General features: G+C 68.8%; 16 protein-coding genes. 4 read left to right on the forward strand and 12 right to left on the reverse strand.

The window, feature by feature from the left end; all coding sequences use genetic code 11:
* Positions 1 to 31 precede the first annotated feature (31 nt).
* On the forward strand, positions 32 to 1,330 hold the full coding sequence (locus AC3ITM_RS18225) for a DUF58 domain-containing protein (RefSeq protein ID WP_489267056.1): 1,299 nt from the start codon (positions 32 to 34) through the stop codon (positions 1,328 to 1,330).
* Between the two features lie 144 nt (positions 1,331 to 1,474).
* Here AC3ITM_RS18225 and AC3ITM_RS18230 read toward each other — a convergent pair whose 3' ends face one another.
* Genes AC3ITM_RS18230 through AC3ITM_RS18240 form a run of 3 tightly spaced genes read right to left on the reverse strand, consistent with a single transcriptional unit; the run spans position 1,475 to position 3,873 of the window.
* On the reverse strand, positions 1,475 to 2,128 hold the full coding sequence (locus tag AC3ITM_RS18230; RefSeq protein ID WP_489267058.1) for a hypothetical protein: 654 nt from the start codon (positions 2,126 to 2,128) through the stop codon (positions 1,475 to 1,477).
* On the reverse strand, positions 2,128 to 3,306 hold the full coding sequence (locus AC3ITM_RS18235; protein ID WP_489267060.1) for a glutathionylspermidine synthase family protein: 1,179 nt from the start codon (positions 3,304 to 3,306) through the stop codon (positions 2,128 to 2,130). Before AC3ITM_RS18235 ends, AC3ITM_RS18230 begins: the two co-directional genes overlap by 1 nt.
* A gap of 3 nt (positions 3,307 to 3,309) precedes the next feature.
* The gene (locus AC3ITM_RS18240) at positions 3,310 to 3,873 is read right to left on the reverse strand and encodes a DUF1190 domain-containing protein (protein WP_489267062.1); all 564 of its coding nucleotides are present in this window, start codon (positions 3,871 to 3,873) and stop codon (positions 3,310 to 3,312) included.
* A 203-nt stretch (positions 3,874 to 4,076) separates the two neighbouring features.
* Between AC3ITM_RS18240 and ilvD the strand changes: the two genes are divergently transcribed.
* On the forward strand, positions 4,077 to 5,909 hold the full coding sequence (gene ilvD / locus AC3ITM_RS18245; protein ID WP_489267064.1) for a dihydroxy-acid dehydratase: 1,833 nt from the start codon (positions 4,077 to 4,079) through the stop codon (positions 5,907 to 5,909).
* A 210-nt stretch (positions 5,910 to 6,119) separates the two neighbouring features.
* Here ilvD and dinG read toward each other — a convergent pair whose 3' ends face one another.
* The 3 genes from dinG to aroE form a co-directional block, all read right to left on the reverse strand.
* Positions 6,120 to 8,180 (reverse strand): ATP-dependent DNA helicase DinG, encoded by a 2,061-nt coding sequence (gene dinG / locus AC3ITM_RS18250; RefSeq protein ID WP_489270137.1) that lies wholly within the window; start codon positions 8,178 to 8,180, stop codon positions 6,120 to 6,122.
* Positions 8,181 to 8,360: 180 nt separating this feature from the next.
* Entirely contained in the window at positions 8,361 to 8,714 is a 354-nt protein-coding gene (locus AC3ITM_RS18255) for a hypothetical protein (protein ID WP_489267065.1), read from the reverse strand.
* A gap of 5 nt (positions 8,715 to 8,719) precedes the next feature.
* Positions 8,720 to 9,565, reverse strand: a complete 846-nt coding sequence (gene aroE, locus AC3ITM_RS18260) for a shikimate dehydrogenase (protein WP_489267067.1) — start codon at positions 9,563 to 9,565, stop codon at positions 8,720 to 8,722.
* A gap of 54 nt (positions 9,566 to 9,619) precedes the next feature.
* Between aroE and AC3ITM_RS18265 the strand changes: the two genes are divergently transcribed.
* Positions 9,620 to 10,522, forward strand: a complete 903-nt coding sequence (locus AC3ITM_RS18265; protein WP_489267069.1) for a TolB family protein — start codon at positions 9,620 to 9,622, stop codon at positions 10,520 to 10,522.
* Between the two features lie 401 nt (positions 10,523 to 10,923).
* Here AC3ITM_RS18265 and AC3ITM_RS18270 read toward each other — a convergent pair whose 3' ends face one another.
* The 4 genes from AC3ITM_RS18270 to AC3ITM_RS18285 all read right to left on the reverse strand — a co-directional run bounded on the left by AC3ITM_RS18270 (position 10,924) and on the right by AC3ITM_RS18285 (position 13,544).
* Positions 10,924 to 11,196, reverse strand: coding sequence for an SHOCT domain-containing protein (locus tag AC3ITM_RS18270; protein ID WP_489267070.1), 273 nt, complete (start codon positions 11,194 to 11,196; stop codon positions 10,924 to 10,926).
* 31 nt (positions 11,197 to 11,227) lie between these two features.
* Positions 11,228 to 12,217, reverse strand: a complete 990-nt coding sequence (gene hemB, locus AC3ITM_RS18275; protein ID WP_489267071.1) for a porphobilinogen synthase — start codon at positions 12,215 to 12,217, stop codon at positions 11,228 to 11,230.
* A 39-nt stretch (positions 12,218 to 12,256) separates the two neighbouring features.
* On the reverse strand, positions 12,257 to 13,174 hold the full coding sequence (locus tag AC3ITM_RS18280) for a bestrophin family protein (RefSeq protein ID WP_489267072.1): 918 nt from the start codon (positions 13,172 to 13,174) through the stop codon (positions 12,257 to 12,259).
* Positions 13,175 to 13,295: 121 nt separating this feature from the next.
* Entirely contained in the window at positions 13,296 to 13,544 is a 249-nt protein-coding gene (locus AC3ITM_RS18285) for a hypothetical protein (RefSeq protein ID WP_228886103.1), read from the reverse strand.
* Positions 13,545 to 13,778: 234 nt separating this feature from the next.
* Here AC3ITM_RS18285 and AC3ITM_RS18290 point away from each other — a divergent pair, with 234 nt between their 5' ends.
* Positions 13,779 to 14,213 carry a hypothetical protein gene (locus AC3ITM_RS18290; RefSeq protein WP_489267073.1) on the forward strand — a complete coding sequence of 145 codons (435 nt, stop codon included), beginning with the start codon at positions 13,779 to 13,781 and terminating at the stop codon, positions 14,211 to 14,213.
* Between the two features lie 180 nt (positions 14,214 to 14,393).
* Here the strand turns inward: AC3ITM_RS18290 and AC3ITM_RS18295 are convergent, their stop codons facing one another.
* Complete coding sequence (locus tag AC3ITM_RS18295; protein WP_489267074.1) at positions 14,394 to 16,205, reverse strand: DUF885 domain-containing protein; 1,812 nt, start codon at positions 16,203 to 16,205, stop codon at positions 14,394 to 14,396.
* 105 nt (positions 16,206 to 16,310) lie between these two features.
* Positions 16,311 to 17,006, reverse strand: a complete 696-nt coding sequence (locus AC3ITM_RS18300; protein WP_489267076.1) for a hypothetical protein — start codon at positions 17,004 to 17,006, stop codon at positions 16,311 to 16,313.
* Positions 17,007 to 17,065 lie beyond the last annotated feature (59 nt).

The raw sequence follows: 17,065 nt of genomic DNA on the forward strand, positions 1-17,065 counted from the left end.
ACCGCTGCCGCCACCATTGCCGGCCGCTGCGATGAGGCCTGCCCCGCTGCTGCTGACGCTGCTGGTGGGCTGGGCGGTGCTCGGGCTGCCGGTGGCGTTCGGGCGGTGGCCGCAGGTGGTCTGGTATGGCGCCGGCGCGGCCATCGCGCTGCTGGCGCTGGTCGACCTGCTGCGCCTGTGGCGGCAGCCCTCGCCCAGCATCCAGCGCGAGCTGCCCGAAGCACTGGCCCTGAATGTCGAACGCCAGGCCACGCTGCGGGTGGAATCCAGCCTGCGCCAGCGGGTGGAACTGTTCGACCTGGTGCCCGGTGAGTGGGCGCTGCAGGGCTTGCCACGTACGCTCACGCTCAAGCCGATGGTGGCCAGCAGCGTCCAGTACACGCTCACCCCCACCGCGCGCGGGCGCTTCGCCTTCGACGGCGTGCACCTGCGCGTGCACGCGCCGTGGCGGCTGTGGCGCCAGCGCCGGCTGCTGCCACCGGCACTGACGGTACGGGTGTATCCCAACTTCGCGCCGCTGACCCGGTTTGCGCTGTTCAGCGCCGAACAGGCCTCGCGGCTGGTCGGCGCGCATCTCAAGCGGCGCCGTGGCGAAGGCACCGACTTCCACCAGATGCGCGAGTACCGGGTCGGCGACAGCCTGCGCCAGATCGACTGGAAGGCCACCTCGCGCGCGCGCAAGCTGATTTCGCGCGAGTACCAGGACGAAAAGAACCAGCAGCTGCTGCTGATGATCGATACCGGCCGGCGCATGATGGCCAGCGAAGGCGGGCTGTCGCACTTCGACCATGTGCTCAACGCCGCGCTGGTGGTGTCCTACCTGGCGTTGCGCCAGGGCGACGGCGTGGGCCTGTTCGCCAGCGGTGGCGACAGCCGCTGGGTGGCTCCGCAGCGCGGCATGGGCGCGATCGACGCACTGCTGCGCGCCAGCTACGACCTGCAGGCGCGCCCGGTGGCCACCGATTACCTGGCCGCGGCCACCGAACTGTCGCTGCGCCAGCGCCGCCGCTCGCTGGTGATGCTGGTCACCAATGTGCGCGATGAAGACATCGAAGACCTGCTGGCGGCAGTGCGCCTGCTGCAGCGCCAGCACCTGGTGTGCGTGGCCAGCCTGCGCGAGCGCGAGCTGGACACGGCGCTGGAGCAGCCGGTGGAAACCCTGCAGGACGCCACCCAGGCCGGCGCGATCGCGCGCTACCTGCAGCAGCGCAACGAAGCGCATGAAGCCCTGCGCAGCCACCGGGTGATGGTGCTGGACGTCACCGCCGATGCGCTGCCCGGCGCGCTGGTGGAACGGTATCTGGCGGTGAAACGCGACGGGTTGCTGTAACCCACGCGTACCGACCAACGGTCGGTACCTACCTTGTGAACCATCGATCCGGCGCCAGCACCACCGCAACCGGGTAGGCCACGACCGTTGGTCGTGGCGCACGGTGCGTCGGCGCGCAAGCATGTACCGACCAACGGTCCGTACCTACCGGGCCTTGGCCATCAAACGGGTGGTGGCCTTCTGCAGCAGCACGCGGTTGCGCGCCAGCTTCATCCAGCGCGGCAGACGGGAGAACATGGAGCCGTTGGACATGCCGGCGCGTTCGCGCAGCGGTGCGGCGGCATAGTCGTGCAGCGCCTGAAGGTGCGCTGCGTTGTACGCCCAAAGCACGCCGGCTGCGGTCTTCTCGACCAGCAGCAGCGGCATGCCAAAATGCGGGTCGTTGGACTCAGCGCTGCCCAGTGGCCGCGCGGTGACCTCCACTTCGCTGTCGCGACCGCATTGCCGGCACGCCGCGGTAGACGTGGTCAACGTCGGCGTTGGGCGCGGGCGACGGATCTCCACGCCCACCCATTTGTACCCGCAGTGGCCGCAGGGTCGGTAGCCGCTGTAGAGCATCGGCCCCACCCAGTCGCCCGGGCCGCAGCGACTGCAGCCGCAGCCCCCGTCGAGCGCCATGGCGCACCCCAGGCAACGGAAGCGCCTCGATTGGTCCTGCCGCGTGACCCAGCCCGGCAAATCGCAGCGATGGCAGCGCACCGCGATGCGGTCCGCGTAGCGCCACAGGGCATGTCCGTCATCCAGATGTCGCCCGGCCAACGGCCCGGGACGCAGACTGCGGTCGCGCTGGATCGCCATCACACGTAAATGCGGGTGGGCGCTTCGTCGATGATCGCGTGCGGCACGAAGCGCGCACTGTCGCGTGTGATGCGGCCGTTGTCTTCGCGAATGCCCATGCCGCAGGCCTGGTCGCCCACCACCCAGCTGCCCACCAGCGGGTAGCCGCCGTCGAACGCGGTGAGCGGGTGCGCGGCCTGGCGGATCGCTGGACCGGTGTATGGGCCTTCGCTTTCCTGCCAGCTGCCATCGGCCAGGTGCATGGCCACGTTGGCGCCTTCGCGCGAGAACAACGGCTTGCGCACCCAACCACGCGGGAGCGCGCTGCCATCGTCGAACTCGGCCGGCAGTAGGTTGGGGTGGCCGCGGTGGCGCTGCCACAACAACGGCAGCACGCCCTTGTTGCTGAGAATCGCTTTCCACGCCGGTTCCAACAGCTGCACGCCCGAACCGGGCAAGGCCTGGCCGAACGACTCGGTCATCAGGTCTTCCAGCGGGTACAGCTTGAACAGGCTGCCAATGACGGTGTCATCCATCGCGGTGAAGCGACCGTCTTCGGACAACCCGATGTCCTCGATCGCGATCGCCTCGCCCCGCAGGCCGGCCTGGGCCGCGCAATCGCGCAGGTAGGCCACCGTGCCCTGGTCTTCCTCCGAGCTGCCCACCGCGCTGAAGTACAGCGGCGGCGGCAACTGCGCGGACAGCTGTGCAAAGCGGTCCACCAGCGCTTCGTGGATCGCGTTGAACTGGTCGGCGTGAGGCGGCAGGCGGTTCTGGTTGCGCTGGTCTTCCAGCCACTGCCACTGGAAGAACGACGCCTCGAACAGCGACGTGGGCGTGTCGTAATTGAGCTCGTAGAGCTTGGCCGGGCCCGTGCCATCGTAGGCAAAGTCCAGGCGGCCATACAGGTGCGGCTCGCCACGGCGCCAGCTGTCGGCGATCCAGTCGCGGAACGGCGGCGGGATCGCCAGCTGGTCCATCAGCTGCTGGCTGCCCACCACCTCCTCGACCAGGTCCATCGCCATCGCATGCAGCTCGGCGCTGGGGTCTTCGATATCCTGTTCGATCTGGCGCAGGGTGAAGGCGTAGTACGCGGTCTCATCCCAGTACGGCAGGCCGTCGATGGTGTGGAAGCGGAAGCCGGATTCCTCGGCCCGGGCGCGCCATTGGCTGCGCTCGGCGATACGCACGCGCTGCATCGATCAGCCGCCGACGCTGCTGCGGCCGCTGCTGGTGCTGCCGAAGCCACCGCGGCTGGCAGTAACGGCGCGGTTGGGGGTCGCGTTGACCGGGGCCAGGCCGGCCTTGCCGGCGCCGATGCCGCTGGCGGTGTTCAAGCCGCCGCTGCCACCCGGGGCCGGGCGCGCCCAGCCCTTGGCCTTGTCCTGGTAAGCCGGGCTGGCGGCCGGGGCCTGGGCCATGGCGCCGCCGCGGTTGCTGAGCATCTGCGACATGAAGAAGCCCATCATCATCGGGCCGATGAACGAGTGCCCGGTGGAGGTCTTCTGTTCCACGCACTGTTCGGCGTTGTAATCGGCCTCGCAGGCCGCGCGCGAGGCGTACTTGGGGGCGGCATCGGCCGACTGCTGCTGCGCCTTGGCGAACGCGGTGCGGCAGCTGGACGGGTCGCCGGTGGCCTCGGTACAGGCCTGCACCGAGGTGTACAGCCCTTCCTGCACCTGGACGGTGTCGTCCTTCTGGCAGGCGGTGAACAGCAGCGGCGCGGCGCTCATCAGCAGCAGCGCGGTGGTCCTGGAACGTTTCATGGCGTCATGCCCCCGAATGCGGTTATCTCCCCAATCATGCCTGATCGGGGGCCACAACCAAAACCGGCAAAGCCGACAGGATGAACGCGGTTTCAGGTTTTGCCCCGGCCGCTGCGATGCCAACGGTTGCAAACGCAACCGCAATTTTTCGGCAGAATCGGGGTGAAACGCGCCCCCATGGCCCGCCAGATCCTGCCAGCCCCATGCCTGAATACCGCTCCCGCACGTCCACCGCCGGCCGCAACATGGCCGGCGCCCGCGCCCTGTGGCGCGCCACCGGCATGACCGATGGCGACTTCCACAAGCCGATCATCGCCATCGCCAACTCGTTCACCCAGTTCGTGCCCGGCCACGTGCACCTCAAGGACCTGGGCCAGCTGGTGGCGCGCGAGATCGAACAGGTCGGCGGGGTGGCCAAGGAATTCAACACCATCGCGGTGGACGACGGCATCGCCATGGGCCACGACGGCATGCTGTACTCGCTGCCCAGCCGCGAGATCATCGCCGACTCGGTCGAGTACATGGTCAATGCGCACTGCGCCGACGCGCTGGTGTGCATTTCCAACTGCGACAAGATCACCCCGGGCATGCTGATGGCCGCGCTGCGCCTGAACATTCCGGTGGTGTTCGTGTCCGGCGGGCCGATGGAAGCGGGCAAGACGCGCCTGTCCGAACACAAGCTGGACCTGGTCGATGCGATGGTGATCGCCGCCGACCCCAACGCCTCCGATGAGACGGTGGCCGAGGTCGAGCGCAGCGCCTGCCCGACCTGCGGGTCGTGCTCGGGCATGTTCACCGCCAACTCGATGAACTGCCTGACCGAAGCACTGGGCCTGTCGCTGCCCGGCAATGGCTCGACCCTGGCCACCCACGCCGACCGCGAGCAGCTGTTCCGCCGCGCCGGGCGGGTGATCGTGGAGCTGTGCCACCGCTGGTACGGCGGCGAGGATGCCAACGCACTGCCGCGCAACATCGCCAGCATCGCCGCCTTCGAGAACGCGATGACCCTGGACATCGCCATGGGCGGTTCGACCAATACCATCCTGCACCTGCTGGCCGCCGCCCAGGAAGCGGAGGTCGACTTCGACCTGCATGCGATCGACGCGTTGTCGCGGCGCGTGCCGCAGCTGTGCAAGGTGGCGCCGAACACGCCGAAGTACCACATGGAGGACGTGCACCGCGCCGGCGGCGTGTACGGCATCCTCGGCGAGCTGGCGCGCGGCGGCCTGCTGCATACCGACGTGCCGACCGTGCACAGCCGCACCCTGGCCGAGGCGATCGCGCGCTGGGACGTGGCGGTGAGCGCCGAGGAAGGCGTGCACACCTTCTTCCGCGCCGGGCCGGCCGGCATCCCCACCCAGGTCGCCTTCAGCCAGGCCACGCGCTGGCCGACGCTGGACGTGGACCGCGCCGAAGGCTGCATCCGCGATGTCGCCCATGCCTACTCGGCCGAAGGCGGGCTGGCGGTGCTGCGCGGCAACCTGGCGCCCGATGGCTGCGTGGTCAAGACCGCCGGCGTGGATGAATCCATCCATGTATTCGAAGGCCGCGCACGCGTGTTTGAAAGCCAGGACGCGGCCGTGCAGGGCATTCTTGCCGACCAGGTGGTGGCCGGCGACGTGGTGGTGATCCGCTACGAAGGCCCGCGCGGCGGGCCGGGCATGCAGGAAATGCTGTACCCGACCAGCTACCTGAAGTCCAAGGGGCTGGGCAAGCAGTGCGCGCTGCTCACCGATGGACGCTTCTCCGGCGGTACTTCCGGGCTGTCGATCGGGCATGCCTCGCCGGAAGCGGCCGCTGGCGGGGTGATCGGGCTGGTGCGCGAAGGCGACCGCATCCGCATCGACATCCCGGCGCGGCGCATCGACCTGCTGGTCGACGACGCCACCCTGGCCACGCGCCGCACCGAACAGGATGCGCTGGGCTGGGCGCCGCGTGAAGCGCGCCCACGCAAGGTCACCGGTGCATTGAAGGCGTATGCGCTACTGGCCACCAGCGCCGACAAGGGCGCGGTGCGGGATCTGTCGAAGCTGTAAGGGCAGGCGCGAACGGCATCCACGCATGGCGTGGATCTACCGCAACCGACAGAACCCGGCGCTACCGGTGCGGCCATGCACGCATGGCGTGGATCCATGGCAGCCGGCAGAGCCTGGCGCTAACCGGTGCGTGGCCATCCACGCATGCCATGCGGGCGGATCGTTGCCCGGGTAGATCCACGCCAGGCGTGGATGGCGCGGTGAAGGGGCCTACCCGATGACGCGCTTAAACGGCGGCAGCGCGTCGATGATGCGCTTGCCGTAGCGGCGGCTGAGCAGGCGCGAGTCGAGGATGATCACCCGGCCGGTGTCGGTGGAGGTACGGATCAGGCGGCCGGAGAACTGGGTCAGCGTGCGCAGCGCGTGCGGGATGGCGATCAGGTTGAAGGCGTTCAACCCGCGGCTTTCGAACCACTCGCTCAGGGTCGAGGTCTGCGGGTCGGTGGGCACGGCGAACGGCACCTGGGTGATCACCACCGTGGTGCACGCCTCGCCGGGCAGGTCCAGGCCTTCGCCGAACGAATTCAGGCCGAACAGCACCGAGCCTTCGCCGGCCGAGGTGCGCCGCAGGTGTTCGTCGATCATCTTCTGCTTGGCACCCTCGCCCTGCACCAGCACCCGCTTGCGCTGTTCGGCCGGCATCAGCTCGGCCACCTTCTCCATCTTCCAGCGCGAGGTGAACAGCACGATGCTGCCCTTGTCCCAGTCCAGTTCCCTGACCAGGTACTTGGCCACTTCCCTGGGGTGGCCTTCCTTGTCGTCGGGCGTGACCGGGAACGCAGGCACGATCAGCTGGGCCTGGTTGGGCAGGTCGAACGGTGAGGACAGCGAAACCAGTTCGGCTTCCTCGGGAATGCCGTTGTCGATCGCCAGCGACTGGAAATCGCCGCCGCCGGTCAGCGTGGCCGAGGTCATCACCACCGAATCCACTTCATCCCACAACAGCTTGCGCAGCACATGCGCGGCCGAGATCGGCGAGCCATGCAGGACCAGATCGCCATCGCGCGACAGGGTCACCCAGCGGGCCATCGGCGGCTGGCCTTCCTTGTCCTCGCGGCGCCAGGCGGTCCACAGATTGTGCTGGGCCTCGATCATCTCCAGCGCCATGCCCAGGTTGCGCTGCAGGCGTTCGCGCGCGGCGTCCTCGGGCTTGCCCTTGGCCACCTGGGCCAATGCGGCATGGGCCCAGTTGAACAGGCTGCGGGTATCGTCGGCAATGGCCTCGATATCGGCCATCCAGGTCTCCGGCAGGCGGCCGTTGGGCGCGCGCCACATCGGCTCCTGCGCGGCCGGGTCCGGGCGCCAGCCGCGTTCGATCACATCGCGGAAGGCCTTCAGCTGCTTGCTGACCTTGGCCGCCGCCTCGATCGCCTCGTTGGGCAGCAGGTTGCCCAGCTTGTCCTTGTCCACCGCGCGGTAAGAGGCGGCGATCAGCACCTGCAGCCGGCCGGTGCGCTTGGCCATCTCGTCCAGGGCCAGGCTGGCCGCGCCCTGGTCGATGGCCACGCTGCCGATATGGTGGCCTTCGTCGAGCACCAGCAGCATGTCCGAGGGCGGGGCGATCAGCGGCTGGCCGTTGTCGCTGTCGCCGATCGACAGCGCCGACAGCAACAGCGCGTGGTTGGTGACCACGATCTGCGCCTCGCGCACGCTGTTGCGCGAGCGCAGCACCGCGCACTGCGCCGAGTAAGCGCACTTGCGCCCGGCGCAGCCGGAGGCCGGGGTGGTGATACGCGAGCGCAGGGTGTTGCTGATGGTGTCCGGGGCATTGTCCAGGTCGCCGTTCCAGCGCCCTTCCAGGAAGTCCTTGCTCAGCTTCTGCGCCAGGTCCATTTCGATCGGCGCCAGCGGCCGGTCGAACAAGGGCTGCTCGTCCTCGAACATGCCCTCCTGCGCGCCGTCGCCATGCGCTTCGGCGGCGTTGCGCGTGCACAGGTAGCGGGTGCGGCCCTTGGCCAGCGCCACGGTCGCTTCCAGCCCGGTGGCCTTGAGGAAGTTGGGGATGTCGCGCTCGACCAGCTGCGACTGCAGCGCCACCGTGCCGGTGCTGATCACCAGTTTCTTCTTGGTGGCCAGCGCGATCGGCACGCCGGCGGTCAGGTAGCCCAGCGACTTGCCCACGCCGGTGGGCGCTTCGACCACGCCGACGCCGCCGCTGTGCGACAGCGCACGCGAGACCACGCCGATCATCTGGCTCTGCGAACGCCGGGTGCTGAAGCCGGGGGTATTGGCCTGCAGCTTGGCGTAGGCATCGCGGATGGCGGCCTTCATCTCGTCGTTCAGCGCACGCGGAGCTTCAACTTTTTCGGTCACGCCGGGGGGACACCTGCCTGGATCGGCGGGTATTTTCTCATGCCCGGGGCGCGCTGGCCGGTGCGGATTTCCGCACCGGTTCAGATCCGCGACCGCGCGCACGGATGACGGCCGGACCGGCCGCCCCGTGCACCAGGCTCAGGCCGGCCGTGCGGCCTTCAGGCTGCGCAGCGCGCGGGTCATCGCCCACACCAGCAGCACCACCGCCAGCGCCTCCAGCAGGCTCAGCACGAAATGGCCGGCGCCCAGCCAGCCGGACATGCCCTGCACCGTTTCGTAGTTGCCCTGCGCCACCAGCCAGACCGGCACCACGTTCAGCACCAGCCCGGCCAGGGTAGTCACCGCCAGCAGGGCCAGCGCCGACAGCGCCACGCTGCGCAGCGCGCCGGCCGGCGTATCGACCACCCACACCACCGAGACCGCCAGCGCGATCAGGATCGGCAGGCGCGCGGCGGTCATGGTCAGCATGGTCACCATCAGGTCCATGTCCATGGCGCTCAGTCCTCGCCGGCCAGCGCGTGTTCGCCGCGCAGTTCGGCATACACCGCATCGGTCTGCGGGCGCACCGCATGCCACTGCAGGAAGCTCTCGGCGGCCTGCTCGACCAGCATGCCCAGGCCATCGACCACGTTGCGGCAACCGGCCGAACGCGCCCAGGCGATGAAGGCGATGGCCGCCTCGCCGTAGTTCAGGTCCACCGCAGTGGTCATGCTGTTGACCAGGCCCAGCGGCAGCTTGAATCCGGCGGCGCGATCGTGACCGGCCGAGGTGGCGTTGATGATCAATTCGAAGTCGCCCAGCTCGCGCATGTCTTCCCAGTAGCGGGTGATCGCGCGGCCTGGTTCGCCCATCGCATCGATCAGCGCATCGGCGCGTTCGGGGGTGCGGTTGACCACCACCAGCTCCAGGATGCCGGCATCGAGCAGAGCCGGGGCGACGCTGCGGGCCGAGCCGCCGGCGCCGATCAGCAGCGTGCGCCGGCCGCGCAGGTCCAGCCCGTGGCGGTCGGTGAGGTCGCGCACCAGGCCGATGCCGTCGGTGGTGTCGCCATGCCAGCGGTCGCCCTTGCGCAGCAGGGTGTTGACCGCGCCGGCGCGGCGCGCGCGCGAGGTCAGCGTGGTGCACGCCGCGAAGGCGGCCTGCTTGTGCGGCGCGGTGATGTTGGCGCCGACCCCGCCGGCGGCGGCGAAGGCCTCCAGCGCGGCGGCGAAATCGTCCGGGGCCGCATCGATGGCGCGGTAGTCCAGCGCGATGCCTTCCTGGCGGCCGAACGCGGCGTGGATCCGCGGCGACTGCGAGTGTGCGATGGGCTGGCCGAATACGGCGTAATGGTCGGCGGTCATGGGTATGTCTGCTCCGGGCCTAGAATGGAACGCAAACCCCCAACGGAAGCGGCTATGCGCACTCCATTGTCACTGCTCGCGCTGTGCGCCAGTTTACTCTCCATGCCGCAGGCGATGGCGCTTTCCGAATTCGGCATCGAAGGCATGGGCGTGGTCTCGACCCGGGCCAACGAGGCCCAGGCCACGATCGCCCCGGACGGCCAGCGCATCGTCTGGGCCTCCGACCGCGCCGGCGGCGCCGGCGGCTGGGATCTGTGGCAGGCGGTGCTGCGCGACGGTCGCTGGCAGGACCCCACGCCGCTGGCCTTCAACACCGCCAGCGATGAGCTCGACCCGTTCTTCAGCCATGACGGCGCCTGGCTGTACTTCGCCTCCAACGCCAGCGGCGGGCCCGGTGGGTTCGACCTGCACGGGGTGATGATCCGCGCCGACGGCAGTTTCGGGCCGGTGCTGACGATGCCGGTGACGGTCAACACCGCCGCCGACGAGCGCCGCCCGGCCGTGCGCCCGGATGGCCAGGTGCTGCTGTTCGCGCGCAATGGCAAGGGCACCCGCAGCGGCTTCGACCTGTACCAGGCGACCGCCCAGGGCCGGGGCTTCAACACCGCCACGGCACTGCCGGCGCCGCTCAACAGCGCGGCCGACGAACTGGGCGGGGACTGGCTGGGCAACGACGGGGCCCTGGCGATCACCCGGGTCACCGCCGCCGGCTCGCAGGTGTGGCTGGTCGGCTGCGACTACCGGCAGCCGGCCACGCCGCTGGTGCTGTCGTTCAACAGCGCCGACGGCCGGACCGGCGCCCCGGTGGTGGACGCGTCCAAACCGACCGAGCTGGTCTTGGCCGGGGTGGCGCGCGCACCGCGTGCCGGTGGGCTGGATCTGTATCGGATGAAGACGCCCGTGGCGGAAAACCGTGAATCCACAGCGTGCGTGGGTACGCAGGTTCCCGGCACCTGAACACCTGATGCGCCGCTTCGCTCGGGTTTCATCCCCGGACGGAACCCGGAACGTCTGTGATCCAGGCTCCGGATGCTTGTGCCGCGCTGCACGCGGTCTCCACGCATGGCGTGGATCTACCCCCGGATGCGGACGGACCGTAGATCCACGCCATGCGTGGATGCGCTCTCCGCCGGGTCAGCGCGAGGACAGCAACTCGGCGCGCTGCTGTTCGTACTCCGCTTCGCTGATCTGGTGATCGCCAGCGCATGCGCGCTGACGCCCCACGCTTCGCTGCGCAAACCGCGGGCCCCGTCTTACCATCACCCAGACCCCCGCGCCTTCGGCGCCGCCCCCTGACTCAGGGGGCTTTCCCCCAGACACTCAACGGTGGGTGCCGACCGTTGGTCGGTACCGGGGCATCAGGCGTTGCGCAGCAACCCGGCGCGCTGCTGTTCGTACTCCGCTTCGCTGATCTGGCCGTCGTCCTTGCGTTGGTTCAAAGCCGCCAGCTGCGCCTGCAGTTCCGGTGACAGCTGCGCCTCACGGGCTACCCGTGCTGCCGCTGACGGTTGCTCCGGTGCACGCCGGCCGGCGCGTACCACGCCGCGGATGACCAGGCCGATCACCACCGCGAAGGCCAGCACCCCGGCACTCCAGGTGACCCACTGCACCCATCCCATCGTCTGCATCATCGTGCCCCTGTCTGCGTGTTGGCGCGTATTGTCAGCGTTCGCGCAGCCAGCGCGCCACCTGCGGGGCGAAATAGGTCAGCACGCCATCGGCGCCGGCGCGCTTGAAGCCGATCAGCGATTCCAGCACGCAGGCGCGTTCGTCCAGCCAGCCATTGGCGAAGGCCGCCTTCATCATCGCGTACTCGCCACTGACCTGGTAGGCGAAGGTGGGTACCCCGAACTGCTGCTTGACCCGGCGCACCAGGTCCAGATACGGCATGCCCGGCTTGACCATCACCATGTCCGCACCCTCTTCCAGGTCCAGCGCGATCTCGCGCATGGCCTCATCGCCGTTGGCCGGGTCCATCTGGTAGGTCTTCTTGTCGGCCTTGCCAAGGCTGGCCGAGCTGCCCACCGCGTCGCGGAACGGGCCATAGAAGGCCGAGGCGTACTTGGCCGAGTAGGCCATGATGCGCACGTTGACGTGGCTGCCAGCGTCCAGCGCGCGGCGGATCGCGCCGATCCGGCCATCCATCATGTCCGACGGCGAGATGATGTCCACGCCCGCCTCGGCATGCGACAGCGACTGCCTGACCAGCGCCTCGACGGTGATGTCGTTGAGCACATAGCCGCTGGCATCGATGATGCCGTCCTGGCCGTGGGTGGTGTACGGGTCCAGCGCCACATCGGTCATCACCCCCAGCTCGGGGAAGCGCGATTTCAGCGCGCGGATCGCCCGCTGGGCCAGGCCGTTGTCGTCCCACGCCGCGGCCGCGTCCAGCGACTTGCCGGCCGGGTCGATCACCGGGAACAGGTCGATCACCGGGATGCCCAGCTCCAGCGCCTCTTCGGCCACCTTGAGCAGCTCGTCGATCGACAACCGCTCCACGCCCGGCATCGAGGCCACCGGCGCGCGGCCGGCCAGCTCGTGCACGAACACCGGGTAGATCAGATCGTCGGTGGTCAGCGTGTTTTCGCGCATCAACCGGCGCGAGAACTCGTCGTGGCGCATGCGGCGGGGGCGGTAGTCGGGGTGGGCCATGGGGTGCTCCGTGACGGAATCAGTGGGAATGCCGCAGGTTTACTGCAGCAGGTAACGATGCGGTTGCAGCGGCGCCGGCAGCGGCTGCACGCCGAGGCTGTCGAGCAGGTCGATTTCAATGGTGCGCACCAGCGCGTCCAGCGGCAGGTCGTTGGCTTCCAGGCCGAACGGCTCTTCCATCTCTTCGCCGAGCTGGTCCAGCCCGAAGAAGGCGTAGGCCAGCACCGCCGAGACCACCGGCGTGGCCCAGCCCAGCGAGCTGGCCAGCCCGAACGGCAGCAGCACGCAGAACAGCCACGCGCAACGGTGCAGCAGCAGGGTGTAGGCAAATGGCAGCGGCGTGGACAGGATCCGCTCGCAGCCGGCCTGGATGCTGGACATCGCATGCAGGCGGGTTTCGAACTGGGCGTACAGGATCGGATCGAGGCGACCGGCGCGCAGCGGCTGCGCCAGTTCGGCGGCGATCATCGCCAGCAGCTGGTCCGGCGCATTGAGCCGTTCACCGAAGCGCGCGTGATCGGCATCGTCCACCCAGGGCAGCGCGGCCAACGCCGCGTCGCGGCCACGCAGCCTGGCCGCCAGGGCATGCGCAAAGCCGATCCCCAGCCGGCAGATGCGCGCCCGGCGTGGCGCATCATCGGCCAGCAACGCGGTGCACAGCCGCGCCAGGCTGCGCGATTCGTAGACCAGCTGGCCCCACAGCTTGCGGCCTTCCCACCACCGCTCGAAACAGGCGTTGTTGCGGAAGCTCAGGAAGATCGACAGGACCAGGCCGAGCAGCGTGAACGGTGCCACCGAGACCCGTTCGATGCCCGGCGGGTGCCAGAACTCGGCCAGGGCGGCGACCGCGACCGACAGCAGCAGGATCGCCAGCACCTTGGGCGCCACCGCCGGAACGATGGAGCCGCGCAGGATGTACAGCAGTTGCCAGCCGTGGGGACGAGGGCGAATGATCATCGAAAGCGGGAATGGCGCCCGGGTGGGCGTGGGCCGCCGGCAGCGCCGCCGCCGCAGACGCTGATTGTACGCCGTTGCGGCGCGCCGCCTGGCCGCTGCGACCGATGGTCGCAGCCGGTACTCAGACGATGCCGCCGCCCAGGCTCAGGCGGACGATGCCGACCACCACCACGATCCCGTTCAGCACCAGCCCGGCCCAGGCCCGGCCGCGCTTGCTGGGGTGGGTGAACAGGATGCCGAGCGCGGCGATCACCGCCCCGACCGCGGCGAACGGAATCAGGAACCAGTTGCCCCAGCCGAGCAGCGGGATCAGCGCCAGGATCATCCACAGCAGCGCCAGAACGCCCCACAACAGACTGATCAATCCCATGCGACGCTCCCTTGATGACGGTCCGGCCACCATAGCCCAGATTCCGCTGCGGACGGCGGTCGGGCTGCCGCCGCTGACGCGTTCATCGGGCCAGGGCCCCGGCCGTCGTGGTGACGGCATGGCGCTCACCCCGCCAGTGCTAGCGTAGGCACCAGGGCGTTGGCACCGATTCAGTGGCCGCCGCCGATGATCGCGCCACGGGCCCCCGGGCCCCTACTTGAACAGGGGTGATGCATGAACATCCGATCGATTGCCGTACTCGGGCTGCTGCTGGCCGTGGGTGGCTGCGCCAGTACCTCCAAGGTGATGCTGGGCCAGGCGCGTGCGCCGGTAGACCCGGCCAGCGTCCAGATCTACTCCACGCCGCCGGCAGGCTCGGTGGAGATCGCCCAGCTGGAATCGTCCAGCGCGGTGGGCTTTGGCACCCAGGGCCAGACCGACGCGGCGGTGCTGCGGCTCAAGCGCGAGGCGGCCGCGCTGGGCGCCAATGGCGTGATCCTGATGGGCGTGGGTTCCAGCGGCTCGCCGGTGGGCATGTCGGTGGGTGCCGGCAGCTACGGTTCGCACGTGGGCGGTGGCGTGGGCATCGGCATTCCTACCACGCAGAAGCGCGCGGCCGGCGTGGCGATCTGGGTACCCAACCCCGACGCGCCAGCGCATGCGCGCTGACGCCCCACGCTTTGCTGCGCAAACCGCGGGCCCCGTCTTACCAGCCCCCATACCCCCGCCGCTGCGCGGCCGCCCCCTGACTCAGGGGCTGTGTTCCAGACGCGTAACCGGTAGTGCCGGCCGCTGGCCGGCTCCCGACATACCTGCGGAGCCGGCCAGCGGCCGGCACTACCGGGCGCCTCAGCGGTTATCGGTTTTGTACTTCGGCACGAACACGTCGTTGACCGCCTTGGCCAGCTGGTCCGGCGGCAGCAGGCCCTGGTCGAGCAGGAAATTGTTGAACGCCAACCGGTCAAACCGCTTGCCCAGCGCCAGTTCGGTCTGCATGCGCAGTTCCAGGATGCGGGTATAGCCGTAGAAGTAACTGCCGGCCTGGCCGGGCGCACGCACCATGTACCGGTCCAGTTCCTGGGTGGCCATCGCCTTGGACAGGCCGACTTCGTCGATCAGCACGCGCTCGGCGCTGGCGCGGTCGATCAGGCCCAGGTTGAGCATCGGGTCGAGCATCGCGCGTGCGGCGCGCAGCAGGCGGAACTGCAGCGCGATCAACTGCCCGTCCAGCGGCTCGTACGGCACCATCTCGGCTTCGGCGTACAACGCCCAGCCTTCAACGTTGACCGAGTTGAACGCGAACAACGTGCGCGCCAGCGAGATGCCGCGTTCGACCATCGCGGTGAACTGCAGCTCATGGCCCGGGCGGCCTTCGTGCGCGCTCAGCGTCCAGGCCGCCGAACCGAAATTGAAGTCGTCGTACTGCGCGGTCTTGTCGCCGGCAGCCGGGTTGCCCAGCGGCAGCACGAAGGTGCCCTGCTGGCCGGTGTTGCCGACCAGCGGCGCCGGCAGGAAATGCGGCGCCGGCGAGGCGGCGCTTTCGGCGGCCGAACCCAGCCGCATCTGCATCGGCCGCTGCGGCACATCGACGATCTTCTCGCGGCGGATGATCGGGTCGATTGCATCGATCACGCCACGGTAGTGGTGCTCGAGCTGGTCGTCGGCGATCTTGTCGCCCTTCAGCGCGCGCACCACCGCCACCACGTCGGTCGGGTCGCCGACCTTCAGGCCCTTGGCCTTGACTACCTGCGGCGCCAACTGGCGCATCGCCGAGCGGGTTTCCATGAACTCCAGCTGCGCGCGCTGCATCAACAACGCCGGGGCGATATCGATGCCCACCTGCTTGAGCTGGAAGGCGTACAGCGGCTCGGGCAGCCGGGCGTCGGTGCGTGCCTTGGGCAGCACCTCCTTGCGGGTCCAGTCGCGGTACTCGCGTAGCTGGGTGGCGATGGTCTTCAGCGTTTCGTCGGCGCCGGCGATCTTGTATTTGCCGAACAGCTGCTCGATGCCGGTGATGTAGGTGTCCACGTTGGCCAGCGACTGCTCGACCTCGATCCTGGTCGGCTGCAGCAGGGTCTTGTCGCCCAGACGTTCTTCATAGCGCTGGCGCGACAGCGTGGTGACCGGCTGGCTGCCCGGCGCCAGCCCGGCGTAGGCCTTCAGGCGGTCCAGCGCCTTGGCCCGGCGTTCGGCCGGAACCTGGTCGGACAGCAGCAGATTGATGCCGCTGAATACGGTCTGCGGGGTATCGTTCCAGGGCAGCAGGTACTTTTCGTTGAGTTCGCTGCCTTCGATGTTCTGGGTGGCCGCAGCGATCATGATGGCCAGGTCCTGGCGCACGTTGGGATCGCGCTCGGCGGCCAGCCTGGCCTGCAGTTCGCTACGCGCCTTGGCCATTGCCGCGCGGTAGCGAGCATCGTTGTCCGGGCCGAAATCGGCCACCTTGTCGTCGTAGCCGGGAATGCCGAAGAAGCCGGTTTCCTCGGGCTGGAACGGGCCCTGCGCGTCCAGCAGGATCTGCGCCAGCTGGTTGCTGCGGGTGACCCAGGCCGGGCTGGCCGGGGTCTTGGCGGTGGCTGGCGTGGCGGCCAGGGCCGGCGGCGCACTCAGCGCGGCGGGAACGGAAAGGACCAACGCAACGGCAAGGGCAAGCGGCTTCATGCAGGACTCCCGGGGAACGGATGCCTGCGACCCTACCCGGTCAGGGTGATGCCGACAATCCGTCAAGGGTCATGGTGCCGCAATACGTAGAGTCCCAGCCCCCTGTCATGGCAGAAGGTCAGGATAGAACCCGGCTATGATCGCCTTGGTCTCGCGCAGCACCCGCGCGTTGTCATGGATGTCGGCGGTTCCGGTCGGCTGACCGTTGTGGTGAATCAACCGCATGGGCGTCGGTCGGTCCGGTCGTACATCACGGACGTCGTTGTTTTCGTTCACGCGGAAGCGGCGCATATCGCGCTTCACCAATACATCGCCATTGAGTTCATAGCGCATTTTTCCTAGTCGGAACTCGGCGCTGAACCCATGCGGAGACGCCCAGATCTTCACCTGGACACCCTGCGCGCCTACCGACCCGGCCATCCCGGTACTGCCGTGCACGGTGCCTGCCCAAGCCGCAACTGGCAACGCGTTCCTCTGCCGTTGCGGGCTGCCGCCGTCATCAATGCTGTATAGCCACTCGCCGTGTGATCGGGCCGGCAGATCGCGCGTGTCGCGGACCAGCTGCAGGGTCGTATCGTAGAGATCGATGCTGATTTCCTGTGCCTGCAGTGCAGCCGGGTTGACCCTTACCCGGCGCACCCAGTCCACCTCGACACCGCGATGCCGCCGGCGCTGTTCGGCATCAGCTTCGATGCCCGATATTGCGACCTCCACAAAAGCTTCCGCCGCCGCGACAGGCGATGCCGGCAGTACCAGCCCCCATGCCACCGTGCCTGCAAACCATGTCGTCTGCATACCCATGCGTATTTCCCCCGCTGCAACCGCAGCCATCAATAGGCCAGATGCGCCTGCGGACGTAG

It is taken from the genome of Stenotrophomonas sp. KH_029 (genome assembly GCF_057839765.1).

What these genes read in the sequence shown, in the direction of transcription:
- AC3ITM_RS18300 (WP_489267076.1), bottom strand. Translation starts at nt 17,006, where the DNA reads ATGGGTATGCAGACGACATGGTTTGCAGGCACGGTGGCATGGGGGCTG.
- AC3ITM_RS18280 (WP_489267072.1), bottom strand. Translation starts at nt 13,174, where the DNA reads ATGATCATTCGCCCTCGTCCCCACGGCTGGCAACTGCTGTACATCCTG.
- AC3ITM_RS18230 (WP_489267058.1), bottom strand. Translation starts at nt 2,128, where the DNA reads ATGGCGATCCAGCGCGACCGCAGTCTGCGTCCCGGGCCGTTGGCCGGG.
- dinG (WP_489270137.1), bottom strand. Translation starts at nt 8,180, where the DNA reads ATGAAGGCCGCCATCCGCGATGCCTACGCCAAGCTGCAGGCCAATACC.
- ilvD (WP_489267064.1), top strand. Translation starts at nt 4,077, where the DNA reads ATGCCTGAATACCGCTCCCGCACGTCCACCGCCGGCCGCAACATGGCC.
- AC3ITM_RS18240 (WP_489267062.1), bottom strand. Translation starts at nt 3,873, where the DNA reads ATGAAACGTTCCAGGACCACCGCGCTGCTGCTGATGAGCGCCGCGCCG.
- aroE (WP_489267067.1), bottom strand. Translation starts at nt 9,565, where the DNA reads ATGACCGCCGACCATTACGCCGTATTCGGCCAGCCCATCGCACACTCG.
- AC3ITM_RS18295 (WP_489267074.1), bottom strand. Translation starts at nt 16,205, where the DNA reads ATGAAGCCGCTTGCCCTTGCCGTTGCGTTGGTCCTTTCCGTTCCCGCC.
- AC3ITM_RS18285 (WP_228886103.1), bottom strand. Translation starts at nt 13,544, where the DNA reads ATGGGATTGATCAGTCTGTTGTGGGGCGTTCTGGCGCTGCTGTGGATG.
- AC3ITM_RS18235 (WP_489267060.1), bottom strand. Translation starts at nt 3,306, where the DNA reads ATGCAGCGCGTGCGTATCGCCGAGCGCAGCCAATGGCGCGCCCGGGCC.
- hemB (WP_489267071.1), bottom strand. Translation starts at nt 12,217, where the DNA reads ATGGCCCACCCCGACTACCGCCCCCGCCGCATGCGCCACGACGAGTTC.
- AC3ITM_RS18290 (WP_489267073.1), top strand. Translation starts at nt 13,779, where the DNA reads ATGAACATCCGATCGATTGCCGTACTCGGGCTGCTGCTGGCCGTGGGT.
- AC3ITM_RS18225 (WP_489267056.1), top strand. Translation starts at nt 32, where the DNA reads ATGAGGCCTGCCCCGCTGCTGCTGACGCTGCTGGTGGGCTGGGCGGTG.
- AC3ITM_RS18265 (WP_489267069.1), top strand. Translation starts at nt 9,620, where the DNA reads ATGCGCACTCCATTGTCACTGCTCGCGCTGTGCGCCAGTTTACTCTCC.
- AC3ITM_RS18270 (WP_489267070.1), bottom strand. Translation starts at nt 11,196, where the DNA reads ATGATGCAGACGATGGGATGGGTGCAGTGGGTCACCTGGAGTGCCGGG.
- AC3ITM_RS18255 (WP_489267065.1), bottom strand. Translation starts at nt 8,714, where the DNA reads ATGGACATGGACCTGATGGTGACCATGCTGACCATGACCGCCGCGCGC.